General features: G+C 70.2%; 16 protein-coding genes. 9 read left to right on the forward strand and 7 right to left on the reverse strand.

Annotated elements, in window-relative coordinates; genetic code table 11:
- The first annotated feature begins 24 nt into the window (after positions 1 to 24).
- The 6 genes from ACIRG5_RS19400 to ACIRG5_RS19425 all read left to right on the forward strand — a co-directional run bounded on the left by ACIRG5_RS19400 (position 25) and on the right by ACIRG5_RS19425 (position 6,026).
- Positions 25 to 831 carry an IclR family transcriptional regulator C-terminal domain-containing protein gene (locus tag ACIRG5_RS19400; protein ID WP_402906350.1) on the forward strand — a complete coding sequence of 269 codons (807 nt, stop codon included), beginning with the start codon at positions 25 to 27 and terminating at the stop codon, positions 829 to 831.
- A gap of 72 nt (positions 832 to 903) precedes the next feature.
- Positions 904 to 2,322, forward strand: a complete 1,419-nt coding sequence (locus ACIRG5_RS19405) for an amidohydrolase family protein (protein ID WP_402906352.1) — start codon at positions 904 to 906, stop codon at positions 2,320 to 2,322.
- Complete coding sequence (locus tag ACIRG5_RS19410) at positions 2,322 to 3,452, forward strand: CaiB/BaiF CoA transferase family protein (RefSeq protein WP_402906354.1); 1,131 nt, start codon at positions 2,322 to 2,324, stop codon at positions 3,450 to 3,452. The genes ACIRG5_RS19405 and ACIRG5_RS19410 overlap by 1 nt, the downstream gene beginning before the upstream one ends.
- 61 nt (positions 3,453 to 3,513) lie before the next feature.
- Positions 3,514 to 4,281 carry a citryl-CoA lyase gene (locus tag ACIRG5_RS19415; RefSeq protein ID WP_402906356.1) on the forward strand — a complete coding sequence of 256 codons (768 nt, stop codon included), beginning with the start codon at positions 3,514 to 3,516 and terminating at the stop codon, positions 4,279 to 4,281.
- A gap of 3 nt (positions 4,282 to 4,284) precedes the next feature.
- Entirely contained in the window at positions 4,285 to 5,151 is an 867-nt protein-coding gene (locus ACIRG5_RS19420) for a dioxygenase (RefSeq protein WP_402906358.1), read from the forward strand.
- A complete protein-coding gene (locus ACIRG5_RS19425; protein WP_402906359.1) occupies positions 5,136 to 6,026 on the forward strand; it encodes a zinc-binding alcohol dehydrogenase family protein in 891 nt (296 codons plus the stop codon). The genes ACIRG5_RS19420 and ACIRG5_RS19425 overlap by 16 nt, the downstream gene beginning before the upstream one ends.
- On the opposite strand, the gene ACIRG5_RS19430 is transcribed toward ACIRG5_RS19425, so the two are convergent.
- Positions 5,999 to 7,357: an alpha/beta fold hydrolase gene (locus ACIRG5_RS19430; RefSeq protein WP_402906361.1), complete on the reverse strand. Its 1,359-nt coding sequence runs from the start codon at positions 7,355 to 7,357 to the stop codon at positions 5,999 to 6,001. The genes ACIRG5_RS19425 and ACIRG5_RS19430 overlap by 28 nt on opposite strands.
- 130 nt (positions 7,358 to 7,487) lie before the next feature.
- Between ACIRG5_RS19430 and ACIRG5_RS19435 the strand changes: the two genes are divergently transcribed.
- The gene (locus ACIRG5_RS19435; RefSeq protein WP_402906363.1) at positions 7,488 to 8,921 is read left to right on the forward strand and encodes an FAD-binding oxidoreductase; all 1,434 of its coding nucleotides are present in this window, start codon (positions 7,488 to 7,490) and stop codon (positions 8,919 to 8,921) included.
- A 55-nt stretch (positions 8,922 to 8,976) separates the two neighbouring features.
- Here the strand turns inward: ACIRG5_RS19435 and ACIRG5_RS19440 are convergent, their stop codons facing one another.
- The 3 genes from ACIRG5_RS19440 to ACIRG5_RS19450 form a co-directional block, all read right to left on the reverse strand.
- Positions 8,977 to 9,879, reverse strand: a complete 903-nt coding sequence (locus ACIRG5_RS19440) for a S1 family peptidase (protein ID WP_402906364.1) — start codon at positions 9,877 to 9,879, stop codon at positions 8,977 to 8,979.
- 81 nt (positions 9,880 to 9,960) lie between these two features.
- Positions 9,961 to 10,314, reverse strand: coding sequence for a sensor histidine kinase (locus ACIRG5_RS19445; protein ID WP_402906366.1), 354 nt, complete (start codon positions 10,312 to 10,314; stop codon positions 9,961 to 9,963).
- 23 nt (positions 10,315 to 10,337) lie between these two features.
- Positions 10,338 to 10,820, reverse strand: a complete 483-nt coding sequence (locus ACIRG5_RS19450) for a response regulator transcription factor (protein ID WP_402906368.1) — start codon at positions 10,818 to 10,820, stop codon at positions 10,338 to 10,340.
- A gap of 110 nt (positions 10,821 to 10,930) precedes the next feature.
- On the opposite strand from ACIRG5_RS19450, the gene ACIRG5_RS19455 reads away from it, so the two are divergent.
- A complete protein-coding gene (locus ACIRG5_RS19455; protein WP_402906370.1) occupies positions 10,931 to 12,202 on the forward strand; it encodes a cation:proton antiporter in 1,272 nt (423 codons plus the stop codon).
- On the opposite strand, the gene ACIRG5_RS19460 is transcribed toward ACIRG5_RS19455, so the two are convergent.
- Together ACIRG5_RS19460 and ACIRG5_RS19465 are read right to left on the reverse strand one after the other, a co-directional pair.
- Positions 12,148 to 12,585 (reverse strand): GNAT family N-acetyltransferase, encoded by a 438-nt coding sequence (locus ACIRG5_RS19460; RefSeq protein ID WP_402906372.1) that lies wholly within the window; start codon positions 12,583 to 12,585, stop codon positions 12,148 to 12,150. The genes ACIRG5_RS19455 and ACIRG5_RS19460 overlap by 55 nt on opposite strands.
- Positions 12,586 to 12,668: 83 nt before the next feature.
- Positions 12,669 to 14,948 (reverse strand): M28 family peptidase, encoded by a 2,280-nt coding sequence (locus ACIRG5_RS19465; RefSeq protein WP_402906374.1) that lies wholly within the window; start codon positions 14,946 to 14,948, stop codon positions 12,669 to 12,671.
- Positions 14,949 to 15,144: 196 nt separating this feature from the next.
- Here ACIRG5_RS19465 and ACIRG5_RS19470 point away from each other — a divergent pair, with 196 nt between their 5' ends.
- Positions 15,145 to 16,014, forward strand: a complete 870-nt coding sequence (locus ACIRG5_RS19470; protein ID WP_402906376.1) for an XRE family transcriptional regulator — start codon at positions 15,145 to 15,147, stop codon at positions 16,012 to 16,014.
- Between the two features lie 75 nt (positions 16,015 to 16,089).
- Here ACIRG5_RS19470 and ACIRG5_RS19475 read toward each other — a convergent pair whose 3' ends face one another.
- Positions 16,090 to 17,385 (reverse strand): MFS transporter, encoded by a 1,296-nt coding sequence (locus ACIRG5_RS19475; protein WP_402906378.1) that lies wholly within the window; start codon positions 17,383 to 17,385, stop codon positions 16,090 to 16,092.
- Between the last annotated feature and the right edge of the window lie 150 nt (positions 17,386 to 17,535).

The following is a 17,535-nucleotide window of genomic DNA, read 5'->3' on the forward strand; positions in this document are numbered from 1 at the left end:
ACAAGTGTCCGATATCGTGGGCACATGCCTGCTCGCCCTGACACCGGCCCCGACTTCATCGAGGCGCTCGCCCGCGGCCTGGACGTGATCCGCGCGTTCCAGCCGCTGCGCCCGGTGATGACGCTCAGCGAGGTCGCCACGGCCACCGGGCTCGCGCGGCCGACCACGCGCCGCATCCTGCTGACGCTGGTCGAACTCGGGTACGTGCGGCAGAGCGAGAGCGGCTTCGCGCTCACGCCGAGGGTGCTCGAACTCGGCGTCGCGTACGTGCGGTCGATGGGCCTCTGGGACGTGGCGCGCCCGCACATGGAGCGCCTGTGCGCCCGCACGAACGAGTCGGTGTCGATCGCGCAACTCGACGGGTCGGACATCATCTACGTCGCCCGCGTCGCCGTGCCGAAGATCGTGACGCTGTCCGTGCAGATCGGCACGCGGTTCCCGGCGCTGCCGACCTCGCTGGGAAAGGTGCAGCTCGCCGCGTTGCCACCGGCCGAACTGGAGGCCGTGCTCGCGCAGCCGACCCGGTCGGGGCTGACACCGAAGTGGCGGCCGGACGTGGCCGAGCGCGACGCCGAACTGCGGGACGTGCGGGCGCGCGGATGGGCGTTGACCGACGAGCAGCTCGCGCTGGGCATCCGCTCGGTCGCGGCGCCGTTGCGCGACGGGAACGGCACGGTCGTCGCCGGGATCAACGTCAACTGCCACGCGTCCGAGACGTCGGTCGAGCACATGGTCGAGCACCACCTGCCGCTCCTGCTGCAGGTCGCGGGTGAGATCAGCGCCGACTTCGCCCGGCTCGGCACGGTGCCGCACGAGGTCGTCGCGTCCTGAGGGTTGACCTGAGGCCGTTGAAGGTTGACGATTCAACGGACACCTGTCCGCCAGACGGTCAAGGAGTTCCCGATGAGTTCCGTCGTCCTGAGAAACGGCACTGTCCTGACCATGGACGGCCGTGCGCCCCTCGTCGATCACGACCTGCTCGTCGTGGACGACCGGATCGCCGCGATCGGGCCCCGGCTGGAGGTGCCGGAGGGGACCGTCGAGGTCGACGCCACCAACGGCATCGTCATGCCGGGCATGATCGACACGCACCGGCACATGTGGCAGACGGCGATGCGCGGTTACGGCGCCGACTGGACGCTCACGCAGTACTTCGTCTGGTACTACCTGGAGTGGGGCAAGGTCTTCCGGCCGCAGGACATCCACGCCGGCAACCTCCTGGGTGCGGCCGAGGCCCTCGACGCCGGTGTCACCACGACCGTCGACTGGTCGCACGGCCTGCAGACCACCGAGCACGCCGACGCCGCCGTCGACGCGTTGCAGGCGGTGCCCGGCCGGTTCGTGCTGGCGTACGGCAACATCCAGGACAGCCCCGCCGCCTGGACCGCCACACCCGAGTTCCGGGACTTCGTCTCCCGCCGCATCACCGGCGACGACATGCTGGGCTTCCAGCTCGCGTTCGACGTGACCGGCGACCCGTCGTTCCCCGAGAAGCCCGCCTTCGAGGTCGCGCGGGAGCTCGGCGTTCCCGTCACGACGCACGCGGGCGTGTGGGGCGCGACGAACGACGACGGCATCAGGCTGATGTACGACAACGGGTTCATGACGCCGCAGTCGATCTACGTGCACGCGGCGACGTTGTCCGCCGACTCCTACCACCGCATCGCGGCGACCGGCGGGTCGATCTCCGTGTCGACCGAGAGCGAGCAGAGCGCGGGCCAGGGCTACCCGCCCACCTGGGCGATCCGCGAGCACGGCATCCCGGTGTCGCTGTCGATGGACACGTCGGTGTGGTGGAGCGGTGACCTCTTCTCGGCGATGCGCACGACGTTGGGCGCCGACCGATCGCGCGAGCACATGGAAGCGCACGGCAGGAACGACACCGTGACGCATTCGTCGCTGCGAGCCCAGCAGGTCGTGGAGTGGGCGACGATGGGCGGCGCGCGGGCGCTGGGACGGGCGGACGACCTCGGCAGCCTGGAGGTCGGCAAGAAGGCCGATGTCGTGTTGCTGCGCAACGAGAACTCCCCCGCGATGTTCCCGATCCTCAACCCGTACGGACATGTGGCGTTCCAGGCCCAACGGTCCGATGTGGACACCGTGATCGTCGACGGGCGGATCGTGAAGCGCGACCACCAGCTCGTCGGCGTCGACCTCGACTCCATCCGCACCCAGGTCTCCGGCACCGTCGACCACCTGCGGGCGCGGCTCGGCGAGGAGGCGTGGGCGAAGGGCATGAACCCGGACGTCCCGGAGTCCAAGGTGCTGGACAACCCGTACACCTACACCGAGTACCGCGGCGACACCAGGACGTCCGTCTGATGGGTGGTCCACTCGAAGGCCTGCTCATCGCGGACTTCTCCCGCGTGCTGGCGGGCCCGTACGCGACCATGCTGCTGGCCGACATGGGCGCCTCGGTCGTCAAGGTCGAAGGTCCGGCCGGCGACGAGACCCGCACGTGGATGCCGCCGGTGCGCGAGGACGTCTCGACCTACTACCTCGGCGTCAACCGGGGCAAGCGGTCGATCGCGCTCGACCTGCGCTCGCCGGAAGACGCCGCGCTGGGCCGTGAGCTCGCCCGGCGCGCGGACGTGGTGATCGAGAACTTCAAGCCCGGTGGCCTGGCCAAGTACGGGCTCGACCACGCGAGCGTCAGCGCGGACAACCCGCGGGTGATCTACGCGTCGATCACGGGATTCGGTTCCGGGGAAGGAAAGCACGTTCCCGGGTACGACCTGATGGTGCAGGCGATCTCCGGGCTGATGAGCCTGACCGGTGATCCGGACGGACCGCCGTACCGCGCGGGCATCTCGGTGTTCGACGTGATGGCGGGCAACCACGCCGTGATCGGCATCCTCGCGGCACTGCGTCACCGCGATCAGACCGGGCAGGGCCAGCTCGTCGAGGTGAACCTGCTGTCGTCGGCGCTGACCGGCCTGGTGAACCACAGCTCGGCGTTCGTCGCGGGTGGGGTCGTGCCGTTCCGGATGGGCAACGCGCATCCCAGCGTGTTCCCCTACGAGCCGCTGCCGACCGCCGACAACGACCTGATCATCGCGGCCGCCAACGACGGCCAGTTCCGGAAGTTGTGCGAGGTGCTGGGGTTGTCCGAGGTGCCGGACGACCCGCGGTTCGCGCGCAACGCCGACCGCACGCGCAACCGCGAGGAGTTGCGGCCGATCCTGCTGGAACGGCTGCGAACGCGTGGCGCCGTCGAGTGGTTCGACCTGCTCGTGGCGGCCGGGGTGCCGTGCGGGCCGATCAACACGATCGACGGCGGGTTCGCGATGGCCGAACGGTTCGGGCTCGACCCGGTCGTGGTGGTCGGGGACGTGCCGACGACCCGGCACCCGATCCGCTTCTCGGAGACCCCGGCCGTCTACGAACTGCCGCCACCGGAACTGAACGAACACGGCGACGAGCTGCGCAAGTGGTTGAAGGAGGAGCAGTGACGGTCCACCCGGACTTGAGCGACCACGACGCCGATCTCGCCGCCAGGCCGAAGGAGAACCTTTGACCGTCTATGAAACGGCGCTCGGCGCGTCGACACCGGACACGATCACGTTGCTGGGGCAGGATCTCGCGCGGGACGTGATGGGCACCGTCGGGTTCGGTGAGCTGGCGTTCTGGCTCGCCACCCAGCGCAGGCCGAGCCCCGGCGAGACGCGGCTGTTCGAGGCGGTGCTGGCCGCGCTCGCCGACCACGGGTTCACCCCGACCGCGATCGTCAGCCGACTCACCTTCCTGTCCGCGCCCGACTCCGTGCAGGGCGCGCTCGCCGCCGGGCTGCTGGGCGGCGGTTCACGGTTCCTCGGCGTCACCGAGGACGCCGGCCGGTTCCTCAACGCCGTGGTCAGCGCCCACGCGCCCCGGGAGGACTGGGACGCCCTCGCGTTGGAAACCATTCGGGCGCAGGGGAAAGCGCGCATTCCCGGACTCGGCCACCACGTGCACAAGAACGGCGATCCCCGCACGCCGCGCCTGTTCGAGATCGCCGAGGAGGAAGGCCTGGTCGGGCCGCACCTCTCGCTGTTCGCCGCGATCGGGCGCGTTCATCCGCAGGTGCTCGGCAGGACGTTGCCGCTCAACGGTGCCGGCACGTGCGGCGCGGTGCTGGCCGACCTCGGCCTGCCGCTGGAGTTGTTGCGGGGCTTCGCGTTGCTGGCCCGCACCGCCGGACTGATCGGGCAGCTCGCGGAGGAGCTGCGCAATCCCGTCGCCAACCAGATCTTCCTTTCAGTCGATGAGAACACCAGGTCCGTAGCACCTGTCGAGGAGTGAGCAATGCAGCTCGTGACCGAGGACAACATCACCGCGCTCGCCGAGCAGCGCTGGGCCTCCGCGAAGGACCCGCGGACCGCGCTGCTCATGACCGCGCTCGTCCGGCACCTGCACGACTTCGCCCGCGAGGTGCGGCTCACCGAGGCCGAGTGGATGGCCGCCATCCAGTGGCTCACCGCGACCGGGCAGATCAGTGACGAGAAGCGCGAGGAGTTCATCCTGGCCTCGGACGTGCTCGGGCTGAGCATGCTGGTCGTGCAGATGAACCACCAGTTCGCGCCGGAGGCGACGCCGGCCACCGTGCTCGGGCCGTTCCACATCGACGGCTCCCCCGAACTCGGGTTCGGCGGTGACATGTCCGACGACGTGACCGGAACTCCGCTCTACCTCACCGGAACCGTGCGTTCGCTCGACGGGTCGCCGGTGGCTGGGGCCGTGCTCGACGTCTGGCAGGCCGACGCCGACGGCGCGTACGAGGCCCAGCTCGACGTCGACGAAGCGCGGTTGCGGGCGAAGTACCGTGCCGAACCGGACGGCAGCTACTGCGTGCGGACGATCACGCCGAAGGGTTACTCGATCCCGATGGACGGGCCGGTCGGCGCGTTGATCGAGCAGACCGAGATCAGCCACTTCCGCCCGGCGCACGTGCACTTCCTGCTCACCGCCGACGGGTTCGAGCCGCTGATCACGCACCTGTTCGAGGAGGGCGCCGAGTACCTCGACAGCGACGTCGTGTTCGGCACCAAGCAGGAGCTCGTGGTCAGGTTCGTGCCGCGCGAACCCGGCGTCACCCCGGACGGCGGGCTGTCCGAGGTGCCCTGGGTGCTCGCCGAGTACGACTTCGTCCTGCAGCCGTGCGCGCCGCACTAGTCGTTCGTCCCGGTCAGCCGCCGTCGCTCGCTGACCGGGGCGAGCCTTCCGGCGAGGTCGTCGTGGACGTGCTCGCGGCGCCCATCACGCCGCTGGACCTGTTGTGCGCCAGTGGAACCTCCTACTTCGGGGTGCCCGCGACGCCGTACGTGCCCGGCGTGCAGGGGATCGGGACGGTCAACGGGCGGACCGTGTGGTTTCCCACCACTGCCGGGATGGCGCCGGGAGACGGCAGCATGGCCGCGAAGGCGTTGGCGCGCCAGGAAGACCTGGTGTTCCTGCCGGACGTCGATCCGGTGCTGATGGCCGCGCTCGGGTTGTCCGCCGTCGCCGCGTACATGGCGTTGACGTGGCGGGGTGAGCTGGTCGCCGGGGAGACCGTGATCGTGCTCGGGTGCGGCGCGGTCGGGCAGTCCGCGATCCAGCTCGCGCGTCTTGCCGGTGCCGGACGGGTGATCGCCGCGGCGCGTTCCGAGGAAGGCCGTGAACGCGCGGCACGGGCCGGAGCCGACGTCGTGGTCACGCTGGAAGACGTGGCGGCTCAGAGCGCCGACCTGCTGATCGATCCGCTGTTCGGGGAACCCGCCGCCGCGGCCGCCCAGGCGTTGCGCCCAGGCGGCCGGTGGGTGAATCTCGGCGGTTCGGCGGGTGAGACGTCGCCGATCACCTCGTCCACGTTGCGCAGCCGGTCGTTGCGGTTGTCCGGCTACACGAACAACGAGCTGACCGCGCAGCAGCGGGCCGACGCGATCTCGGTGATCGCCCGGCACGCCGCGGAGGGCGCGCTCACCGTCGATCACGAGGTGGTGCCGCTCGCCGACGTCACGGACGCCTGGCACCGCAAGGGTCATGGCCGGGTCGTGCTGGCCATGTAGTCCTGGACCTTCTTCAGCGTCACCGGGTCGTCCATGCCGCCGCCGTGGCCGACCTGATCGGTGACGACGTGGATCGCCTTGCGCCCCAGCTGCTTTTGCACCGCGTCCGCCCAGACCTTCGGCGTCGCCGGGTCGAGCGAGTTGCTCAGCAGCAGCGTGGGGTGCGTGCTGCGCGAGGACACCGGCTTCGGCCGTCCGGTCCTCGGGCCGCCGACGCAGATCGAGCTGTAGTTGCTGGAGTTCGTCGAGTACCCGACGACCGGCGCGGCCTTCCTGGCCGACGCCAGATCCGCGCGGGCGTCCTCCACGGCCGGCACCGCGAACGGCCAGTCCGAGCAGGTGTTCGGATCCGCGTACTCGAACCTCCGCGGCAGCGGCTCACCGCCGGGCTCGTCGGGGAACGGGGTGCGCCCGTCCGCGAGATCGCGCAGCCCCTTCGCCACCTCGGCGAAGTCGCGCGGCGCGAAGATCTCGAAGTAGCGCGTGATCATGACGTCCGACCACGGGAAGCCGAAGAACCTCCCCGGAAGACTGCCGGCGTTCTGCTGGGCCTTGCGGAACACGTCGGCCGGGTTCTGGCCGTGCAGCGCGCTGTCCGGCGTCTCGGCGGACCACTGGGTGAACTTCGCGAAGATCGCCTCGACGCCCGCCGCGGCCGTGGTCATGAACTCCCTGCGGCCTTGGTCCGGGTTCATCACGCCCTCGATGACCGAGCCGTCGACGTGCTGCCCGAACTTCTCCAGGTACCGCTCGGCCGGCAACGTGCCGTACGAGAGCCCGTACACGTTGACCCGCTTGGCACCCACGGCCTTGCGCAACGCGTCTGCGTCGTTCGCGGTGCTGTAGGCGTCGAGGTGGCTGTCCAGGTCCTTGACGCCTGTCGTGCACGTCGACCAGAACGTCTTCTGGTTCTTCTTGAGCGCCTCGAACGCCCCGGCATCCGTCGGCGGCACGTACGGGATCTTGAGGATCTTGGCCACGTCACAGGTCATCGGGTGGCTCTCGCCGACACCGCGCGGGTCCAGCGCGATCAGGTCGTAGCCGGGCAGGGCGGGCCGCAGGGTGCCGAACGTGAAGTCACCGGGCTGTCCAGGGCCGGACGGGAAGCCCAGGATGGTTCCCCTGCTGTTCTCGGTCTTCCACCGGTAGGCGCGCAGCCCGACCGTGCCCTGGCCGGGTCGCGCCCAGTCGATCGGCACGGTGAGCGTGCCGCATTCGACTCCCTGCGCGACTGGCTTGTCGCACGCACCCCACCCGAGGTCCGGTGTCGCCTGGGCTTGAGAGGCGAAGGTCAGCGGGATCATCCCCGCGGCCGCCACCACCGCCGTCATTCGTGCACTGCTGCTCAAGGTCACCACCCGAGAGTGGATCTACGGCTCGTCAGCCGTCATCACGCTGCGGTCGGGGATGAAAGTCCACCTCAGGTCGTACAACCTGCACGGGTGATCATGGCGTGCCACCATGGGCCGGGTGGATCGACGCAGGTTTCTGAAGGTCGCGGGCCTCGCCGGTGCCGGTGCCGCCCTCGCGGCCTGCACCTCCCCCACTCCCCCGGTTGCGCCACCGTCCAGTTCGTCCGTTCCGAGTGGACCGCCCGACTGGACCGCTTTGCGCTCCAAGCTGTCCGGCCGGCTCGTGCTGGCGGGCGACGACGGGTTCGCCTACCAGGGCTTCAACCCCGTGTGGGACGGCCAGAAACCCGCCGCCGTCGCCAAGGTCGGTTCTGCCGCGGACGTGCGGGCGTGCGTCGAGGCGGCTCGCGGACGGGTGGCGATCGCGGCCCGCAGCGGAGGCCACAGCTATGCCGGGTACTCGTCGCCGTCCGGTGGTCTGCAGATCGACGTGCGCGGGCTGGCCGGCATCGAGGTGCTGCCGGGTGACCAGGTCCGCGTCGGTTCCGGCGCCGCGCTCGGTGACGTGGCGAAGACGTTGGCGGCGTCCGGCCGGTGCCTGCCGACCGGCACGTGCCCGTCCGTCGGGGTCGCGGGGCTCACGCTCGGCGGCGGCATCGGCGTGCTCTCCCGCAAGTACGGGCTGACGTGCGATCACCTGGTGTCGGCGCAGGTCGTGATGGCGGACGGACGACTGCTCACCGCGTCCGCCCAGCAGGAGCCCGACCTGTTCTGGGCGTTGCGCGGCGGTGGTGGCGGCAACTTCGGGATCGTCACGGAGTTCGTGTTCGCGACCGTGCCCGCGCCGGACGTCACCGTCTTCTCGCTGTCGTACCCGACCGGTGCCGCGGACGCTCTCGGCGCGTGGCAGACGTGGATCGCCCAGGCTCCCGACGAACTGTGGTCCAACGTCGTCGTGCGCGGCGGTGCCCAGCCGAGTTGCCGGATCGGCGGCTGCTTCATCGGCTCGGTCAGCGACCTGGCCGCGCTGCTGGGTGGCCTGCCCGCCCCCGCCTCCCGGTTCATCCAGCCGCAGACCTACGCCGAGGCCACCCAGTACTTCGCGGGCGGCCCGATCGCCCGCGAGTCGGCCGTGGCGTCCTCCCGCGTGGTGCGCGAGCCGATCAGCGACCCGGCGAAGGCGGTGAACCTGCTGGCGGGCCAGTCGGACGAGACGTACCTGATCTTCGATGGTCTAGGTGGCGCGGTGGCCGACGTCGCGCCGGACGCCACCGCGTTCCCGCACCGCACGGCTCTCGCGAACGTCCAGATCTACCTCAAGACGCCACCCGAGGCCGCCGACGAAGCCCGCACGAAGCTCGCGAAGATCCGCGACGGCCTCGGCGCGCTGGTCGGCGACACCGGCTACGTCAACTACATCGACCCGCAGATGCCGCAGTGGGCGCAGGCGTACTACGGCGGCAACCTCGCCCGGTTGCAGAACGTCGCCGCGAAGTACGACCCGGACCACGTGTTCGCCTTCGCGCAGGCGATTTCCCGGTGACACCGAGCCAGTGCGGCAGGTCCGCACCACCGGCAACCGGGCCGCCGCCGGGCACTCAGGGGATGCGAGCGCCGACCGCGGCGAGCGCCTTCGTGACCGGCTGGAAGAACGTCACGCCACCACTGCGGCAGTCACCACTGCCGCCGGAGGTCAGGCCGATCGCGTTGCCGTTGGCGGTGAAGAGCGGTCCGCCGCTGTCGCCGCCCTCCGCGCACACGGTGGTCTGGATCAGGCCGGTGACACGGCCTTCGGGGTAGTTCACCGTGGCGTTCAACCCCGTCACTCGACCGTCGCGCAGTCCGGTCGTGCTGCCCATCCGCTGGACCTGCGTGCCGACGCGGGCCTCGGCGGCGCGCTGGATCCGCACCTTGCGGCCGTTGCCGGTGTCGACCTCGCTGGGCGCGTTGGCGTTGCGGTCGTTGTAGGTGAGCAGGGCGAAGTCGCCGTTGCCGGGGAACGTCGACCGGACGACGGTGGCGGCGGCCCTTCCGCCCTGCGTCAGGGAGAACTGCCTGCCCGCGGCCGTGCAGTGGCCGGCGGTGAGGATGGCGGGGCGGTCGTCCCCGGTGACGACGTTGAAGCCGAGCGAGCAGCGGCTGTTGCCGGCGAAGATCGCGTCGCCTCCCTCGGCGAACAGCTGGAACGTGCCGGCGATGCGCCGCAGCTTCACGCCGGCGCCCATCGCGTTGACCGTGGACACGAGGTTGTCCCACTTGGCGCCGGTCACCGTGCTGTCGGCGGTGACGAGGACCTCGTTCGTCGCCGGGTCGACGGCCCACGCGGTTCCCGGCACGGAAGCCTTCTCCCGCAACGTCTCGGTGGCCTGCTCGGGTGCCGTGCGTTGGTCGGGCGCCGCCTGGCTCGCGGTGAACGTCGCAGCGGTGATCACCACGGCGACGAGGCCGACGGCGCCCGCGATCACCTTGCCACGGCGGTGGTCATCGTGGTGTTTGCCCATGTGGCGCCCTCTCGTTACCGGACTGAGATCCGCTCCTGTCTGGGTGTACGTACAGCGCCGCGTCCCGGTTTAGGTGAATTGTCAGCGTGTGAGGGGCAACCGCAGCTGGAGCCGGAACCCTCCGTCCCGCGCCGGGCCGGACGTGATCACCCCGCCGAGCAGGGCCGCCCGTTCCTGGAGGCCGACGAGTCCGTGCCGGGCGCTGGGCAACGCGAGCGTCGGGCGGGTCGGCGCGGTGTTGGTGACGGTCACGGTGAGATGGGTGTCGTGCGCGATCTCGACGTGGGCCGTGCTGCCGGGGGCGTGCTTGCGAACGTTGGTGAGGGCCTCCTGGATCGTCCGGTAGACCGTGCGCTGGCACGCCGAGTCGATGCCGGCGGGAGCGGACCCGGTCAGCGTGGCCTCGATGCCGCTGCCCGCGACCAGTCCGTCCACATCGGACAAGGTCGGCTGCGGGGTCAGCTCGGTGGCCGCACTTCCCGGCGCCCGAGCCCAGATACCCGTCCACCACCGTGCGCGTGACCTTCGGCGACAGCACGACACCACCCGCCGCGAGCGTGCGGACGAACTGCGCGAGCTGGTCCGGCGCGGTGTCCTTCAGCGGGAACCCGGCCGCGCCCCGACCGCAGCGCCGCCGCGATGTACTCGTCCGAGTCGAACGTCGTGAGCATCGCCACCACCGGCGGCTTCGGGGAGCCGCGCGGCTGCCGCAGGATCGTGAGCCCGTCGACGCCGGGCATCCGGATGCCGAACAGCACGACGTCCGGGCGGTGCAGGCTCACCTCCTCGACCGCCTGCGCGCCCGTCACCGTCGCGACGACCTCGATGTCCCCCGCCGCCCGCAGGATCAGGCGGAACCCGAGCGCACCAGTTCCTCGTCGTCGACGACGATCACGCGAACCATGCGGTCCGGTCTCGGCGCGCACGCCACGAGCGCGCATCCGGGGTCGGTCGGTCCGGCCTCCCCCGACCGGCTGGACCGCACCCGACGATCGGCGGGGTCCGGCCGAGTCGGACGTCCTCTTAGGACACAGTCGGTCAGGATGGGCGGATGAACTCGCTGTTGCTCGCCGCCGCGTTCGCCATGGTCGTCAGATCACTGGCCGCGAACCGGCTGGACCGCTGGAACCTCGGCGCGCCGCTGGTGATGGTGCTGGCCGGGGTCGTGGTCGGGCTGTTCGAGCCGAGCGGCATCGCGGAGGGTCTCAACACCGAGTCGGTGCAGCACGCGGCCGAGATCATCCTCGCGGTGCTGCTGTTCGTCGACGCCACCGAGGTGCGCGCCGGCCGGCTGTGGGGCGCCTATCCCGGGCTGGTGGCGAGGGTGCTGCTGGTCGCCATGCCGGTGAGCATCGCCGTGGCCGCGCTGCTCGGCTGGCTGCTGTTCCCGGCCCTGCCGTGGGCTGTGCTGCTGCTGGTCGCGTGCGTGACGGTGCCGATCGACTTCGCCCCGGCGGAACGGGTCGTGCGCGATCCCGGGCTGTCGGTGCGGGTGCGCGGCACGTTGAACGTCGAGAGCGGCTACAACGACGGCATCGTCACGCCGTTGTTCCTGTTCGCGCTGATCCTGGCGGGCGACGACTCGCAGGACCGCACGCCGCTGGAGGCGCTGGGCACGGTGCTCCCGTTCGCGCTGAAGGCCGTCCTGGCCGGTGTCGTGATCGGCGCGCTGCTCGGCTGGCTGATGGACCTCGCGCACCAGGCAGGCTGGGTGAGCGACCAGTCCGCGCGGGTCGCGGTGCTGCTGGCCCCGCTGCTGACCTACACCGCGACGGTCGCGATCGACGGCAACGGCTTCGTCGCCTCGTTCGTCTGCGGCATCGCGTTCCGGTACGTGCACCGGCTGCTCAAGGCCCGCCGGGTCCGCACCGGACGGGCCGAGGCGCGCACGGACGCGTTGAACACCGACCTGCACCTGCTGGAGGACGTGACCGGGCTGCTGACGATGACCATGTGGTTCGTGGTCGGCATCGCCGCCGTGCTCACGTTCTACCTGGGCGTCTCGTGGCAGGTCCTGCTCTTCTGCGCGGCCGTGCTCACCGTGGTCCGGCTCGTGCCCGTGTTCCTCGCCTTCACCGGGTCGCGGATGCCCCGGCGCGAACGCCTGCTCGTCGGCGCGCTCGGTCCGCGCGGCACGACGACGATCGTGTTCGGGCTGCTGGCGTTCAACCGGCTGCCGGAGGGGAACGCCGCCGACACGATCCTGACGATCACCGTGGTCTGCGTGCTCGGCAGCGTCGCCCTGCACGGCGTCGGGGCGACGCCGTTTCAGAGGCTCTTGGCGAAGTGGAACGCGGGGATGACGAAGCCGGACGCCAGGTAGAGGCGGTGCGCGTGGTGCCGCGGCGTCCCGGAGTCGAGGTGCACACCCGCGCAGCCGAGCCGGCGGGCCTCGTCGTCGACCCACCGCAGCAGGGCGCTCGCGTGGCCCTGCCCGCGGGCGGCCGGCAGCGTGCTCAGGTCGTCGATGTAGAGGTGCGAGCCCGCGTAGAGGTTGGTCATGTGCCGGAACCCGGCCACCGCCACGACCTGGCCGTTCGCGTCGGAGGAGGCGGCGATCCGGTAGCCCTCACGGCGTTGGCCGCGCACGAGCTCCACGAACTCGTCGACGTCGGTGAGGTGCGGGCGAAGCTCTCGCATCGCGTCGAACGCCAGGGCGGTCTCGGCGCCGTCGAGCTCGGCGACGGTGTGCGTGGAGGTGGTCACGCCGATGATGCTCTCCGACCAAGTGGCCTCTCAGAATACCCATTGCACAGATAAACCAAGAGGCCACTTTTCGATCGGCGACCCTACGGGGCCAAGTTGATGCCCCACGTGTCGATCGTGCCGGTGTCCTGTGCCGCCAGGTCGCGGACGCGGAGCTTCCACGTCCCGTTGGCGGTCTCGCTCGACACGTCGGCCGTGAACGTGCGGTCGATGTTGTCGGCGGAACCACCGGTGCGGTTGTGGAGCGTGTAGGACGTGCCGTCCGGCGCGATCAACGCCACCGTCAGGTCACCGACGTACGGGTGGACGATCCGCACCGTCACCACGGAACTGGCGGACGGCGTCGCGGAACATCCGGAGATCACGACGTCGCTGTCGACCGCGGCGCCCGCGTCCGGGATGGCGACGTCGGTGGGGTTCGTGCCGGTGCAGCCGCCGCCACCGCCGCCCGTGACGGTCAGCGAGTAGGTGGCCGTGCGGGAGGCCGAACCGGCGGCGGTGATCGTCACCGGGTAGGTGCCCGCGGCGACCGACGCCGTGGTGCTGATCGTCAGCGTCGAGCTCGACCCGGTGGTCACCGAGGCCGGGCTGAACGAAGCCGTCGCGCCGGAGGGAAGTCCGGACGCGGACAGCTGCACGGTCTGTGCGTCACCGCTCACCGTGGCGGTGCCGACGGTGGCCGAGACGGACGAGCCCGCCGCGACCGAACCGGACGCCGGCGACACCGAGACGGAGAAGTCGGCGCCCGGCGTTCCGGTGCCCACGGCCGACTTCCACAGGGTGTAGGCGATGCCGTCGACCGCGCGGTTGAGGTGCGTGTCGCTGATGTTCGCGGTGGTGTCGCAGGACGAGTGGTAGCAGGGGTCGAACGCGGCACCCGAGGTACCGCCCCACTTCGTCGCCTGGGCCGCCGTCTTGCGCGCGCTGGCGCCCATCGCGTACCCGGACGCCGGAATGCCCGCGTTGGTGAAGGACGCGTCGTCGGAACGGTTGCGGCCCTCGGTGTTCTCCTCCGGCGACAGGCCCAGGGAGTCCCAGTACGCCTTCATGTGCGTGGACTGGGTGCTGGTGATGTTGTTGATGAAGTAGCCGCCGTTGGTCGAGCCGACCATGTCGAAGTTGTGGTAGGTCTTGATCTTCGAGCGCTCGGCGGCAGGCAGCTGTGAGACGTAGAAGCGCGAGCCGTTGAGGCCCTGCTCCTCGTCGGTCCACCAGCCGAAGCGGACCTTGTTCAGCATCGACGGGTTGCGCTGGGCGAGCACGAGCGCGGTCTCCAGCAACGACGCCGAGCCGGAGCCGTTGTCGTTGATGCCGGGACCCGCGGACACGCTGTCGAGGTGGGCGCCGAACATGTAGACGTTGTTCGCGTTGCCGCCGGGCCACTCCGCGATCACGTTCGGGCCGGCGCCGGTGGTACAGCCCGAGGTGCAGGCCTGCTCGGTCACGCTGTACCCGGCCGCGGTGAGCTTGTCCTTCACGTACGTCACCGACGCGCGGTAGCCGGCCGAGGTGGAACGCCGGTTGCCGCCGTTCTGCGAGGCGATCGTGCCGAACTGGGCGAGGTGCGCCTTGACGGCGTTGATGTCGATGTCCGGGATCTGCGGACCGGTGCCGCCCGTGACGGTCAGCGTGTAGGTCGCCGTCTTGGTCGTGGTGCCCGCGGCCCGGACGGTGATCGGGTAGGTGCCCGACGAGATCGACGCCGTGGTGCTGATCGACAGCGTGGAGTTCGAGCCCGTCGTGACGGACGCCGGGCTGAACGACGCGGTGGCGCCGGAGGGCAGTCCGGTGGCGGTCAGCGCGACGGTCTGCGCCTGACCTGCCGTGGTCTGGGTCTGGACGGTGGTCGAGGCCGAGGACCCCGCCGCCACCGAGCCGGACGCCGGGGACACGGCGACGGAGAAGTCGTTCGCCGGGTTCGAGCCGCCGAGGTTCAGCGACCAGGCGTCGATCCGGCCGGTGTCGTTGTTCGCGTTGTCGTTGACCCGCAGCTTCCACGTGCCGTTCGAGGTCTCGCCCGACAGGTCGACGGTGTAGGTCTGGTCGATGTTGTCCGCGGAGCCGCCGGAGCGGTTGTGCAGGACGTAGGCGGAGCCGTCCGGGGCGACCAGGCTGACCTGGAGGTCACCGATGTAGGTGTGGACGATCTTCACCGGCACCGTGGCGGTGGCCGACGGGGCCGACGAGCAGTCGCTGATGGCGATCGACGACTCGACCGTCGTGTTGTCGCCGATCGCCACGTCGGCGTCGTTGGTGCCGGAACACCCGGCTGCCAGGGCGGGCGCGGAGGCCGCAGGGAGGGCCAGCGCTGCCACGGTGACAGACACCAGTGCTGTGGCGAGCAGAGATCTTCTTCTTCGCACAGTCGGGCTCCTTCGCAGGGATGCAGGGTCACGCGACCGTAGCCGTCGAAGTCGCGCCGGACATCCGGTCGTTCGGAGGGTTGTCGTCACGATTGACGTGCGGCGATCCGCCGGTGTCCGTTTTCACTTTTAAGTCCCGGCTTCCGTTGCGCCATCAGAGGGATAGCGTCGGGTCCCCGGCCGGAAGGAGACATCGATGTCGCTCGCGATGCCCGATTTCGCGTCCACGCTGCGGGACGCCGTCGTGGCGCGTGGCCTGTCGCTCGAACGGATCCGCGACCACCTGGCCCGCCGCGGGGTGTCGATCAGCCTCGCGACGCTGAGCTACTGGCAGACAGGCCGCAGCCGGCCGGAACGCCGTGCGTCGCTCGCCGCCGTCACGCACCTGGAAGAAGTGCTGGACCTGGAAGCCGGCGCGTTGTCCGCCCTGCTCGCCCCGGCGTCGCGCGGGAGCCGTCTGCAGAGTTCCATCAGCGCGTTCTGGCCGATGCCCGCGGTGATCGAGGACGTGGTCGGCGGGGTCGACACGCGCTGGGACTCGCGGCTGACGCGGATCAGTCAGCACGACCGCGTGACGGTCGGGCCTGAGCGGGGCGAGCGGTCTTTCGTGTCGCGGCAGGTGCTGCGGGCCGAGGAGGACGGACCGGACCGGTGGGTGGTGATCCTGCACCTCGACGAGCACGACAGGGCGTTGCCGGTGATCAGGCCGCTGCACAACTGCCGGATCGGACGGGTCGTCACGCGTCCCTCCGACGGGCTGCTGGTGGCGGAGTTGCTGTTCCGGGCGCCGTTGCGGCGGGGGCAGACGGTGATCACCGAGCACGAGCTGGTGAACCAGGCGCCGTATCCGCTGGCCACCAACTACTCCCGCAAGTTCCGGCGGCCGGTGCACGAGTACGTCCTGGAGGTCACGTTCGACGCGGTTCCGCGCACCTGCCGCCGGGTGGTGCAGGACGCGGACGGGGCACGGCAGTCGTTCGGGGTGCAGCTGGACGAGGGCGGTTCCGTGCTGGGAGTCGCGCTGAAGTTCGGGCCGGGATGCTACGGGTTCGAGTGGACCTGGTGAACGGTCGTTCAGAACGCCCAGGTGCCGAAACAATATTCCGGAATACCTGCGACCTGTTAATTCAACTTTTCTGTTCTACCTCTTCAATTCAGGCCACCGCGCGTGATCCTCGTTGATGCGGAACTCGTGCGAATGCGTCCACACACTGCCGGTCGGATCGCGGTGCTCGTGCTCGACGACTTCCGGATCGTACGTCGGCCAGAGACGCAATGCTCCCACCGCGCCGACGGCGGTGATCGCGCCGAGCACGACGAACGCGGTGGTGATGTTCGCGGTCGTGGCCAGCCACCCGGCGAGCGGGTAGCAGAGCAGCCAGCAGGCGTGGGACAACGCGAAGTCCGCGGCGAACAACGCGGGCCGGTCGAGCGGGTCGGCGGACCGGCGCAGCAGACGCGCCCCCGGTGTGAGAGCGAGTGAGCATCCGGCGCCGATCAACGCCCACAACACCAGCAATGCCGGCCAGTTCCCCGCGAACACCGTGCCGGCGAACAACACGGCGACGAGCGTGACCGCCGTACGCAGCACCACAGCGCGATCCGCGAATCGGTCGAGCAGCCCGGGCAACACCAATGCGGCTGTCAGCGATCCCAGTCCGTTGGCGGCCAAGGCGATGGCGACGTCGGACGCGTCGCCGCCGAGTCCGTTCCGCACGTGCGCCACGGTGTTCACGAACACCATCGAGCCCGCGGCCGCCGCGGCGAGGTGCACGGCGAGAAGGCCGCGCAACCGCGGTGTGGCGAGGTAGATGCGGATGCCTCGGGTGGTGTTGTCGTACCAGCCACCCTTGCGCGGCAGCGGTTTCGGGCGCGGAAGCACCACCGACGTGACGAGCAGGGCGGAGGCCGCGAAGCCGAGCGCGGTGCCGAGGAAGAGCTGGTGGAAGCCGACGACCGCCAGCGCCGCGGCGGCGAGAGCCGGGCTGAGCAGGCTCTCCAGGTCGTAGGCCGTGCGGGACAACGTGATCGCGTGGGTGTAGTCGCGTTCGTCGGGCAGGACGTCCGGGACGGTCGCCTGGAACAACGGCGTGAACGCGGCGGATCCGGCCTGCAGCAGGAAGATCAGCACGTAGACCTGCCACACCTCGCTGACCCACGGCAGCATGGCGGCGACCGCGACCCGCACGAGGTCGAGCGCGATCAGAACAGCACGGCGCGGCAGTGCGCCGAGCAACGCCGTGGCGATCGGCGCCACCGTCACGTAGGCGATCATCTTGATCGCCAGCGCGGTGCCGAGCACCGCGCCCGCCCCGGCACCGGCGAGGTCGTAGGCCAGCAGGCCGAGCGCGACGGTGGCCAGTCCTGTTCCGGTCAGCGCGACGACCTGGGCGCCGAACAGATTCCGGTACGTCGGATCGCGCAGAACGGAAATCACGGCCGCACTATATGCACGAGAACAGGTTTGCGTCGACGGCGCAATAGCCGAACACTGGCAACAGCAACTCCCTCACAACAATTCATTGTAGGGTTTTCGTCGTGACCCCGTACGACGAAGTCGCGTCCCTCTACGCCGACCTCTTCAGCG

The organism is Lentzea sp. NPDC102401 (assembly GCF_044765805.1).
Classification (GTDB): Bacteria; Actinomycetota; Actinomycetes; order Mycobacteriales; family Pseudonocardiaceae; genus Lentzea; species Lentzea sokolovensis.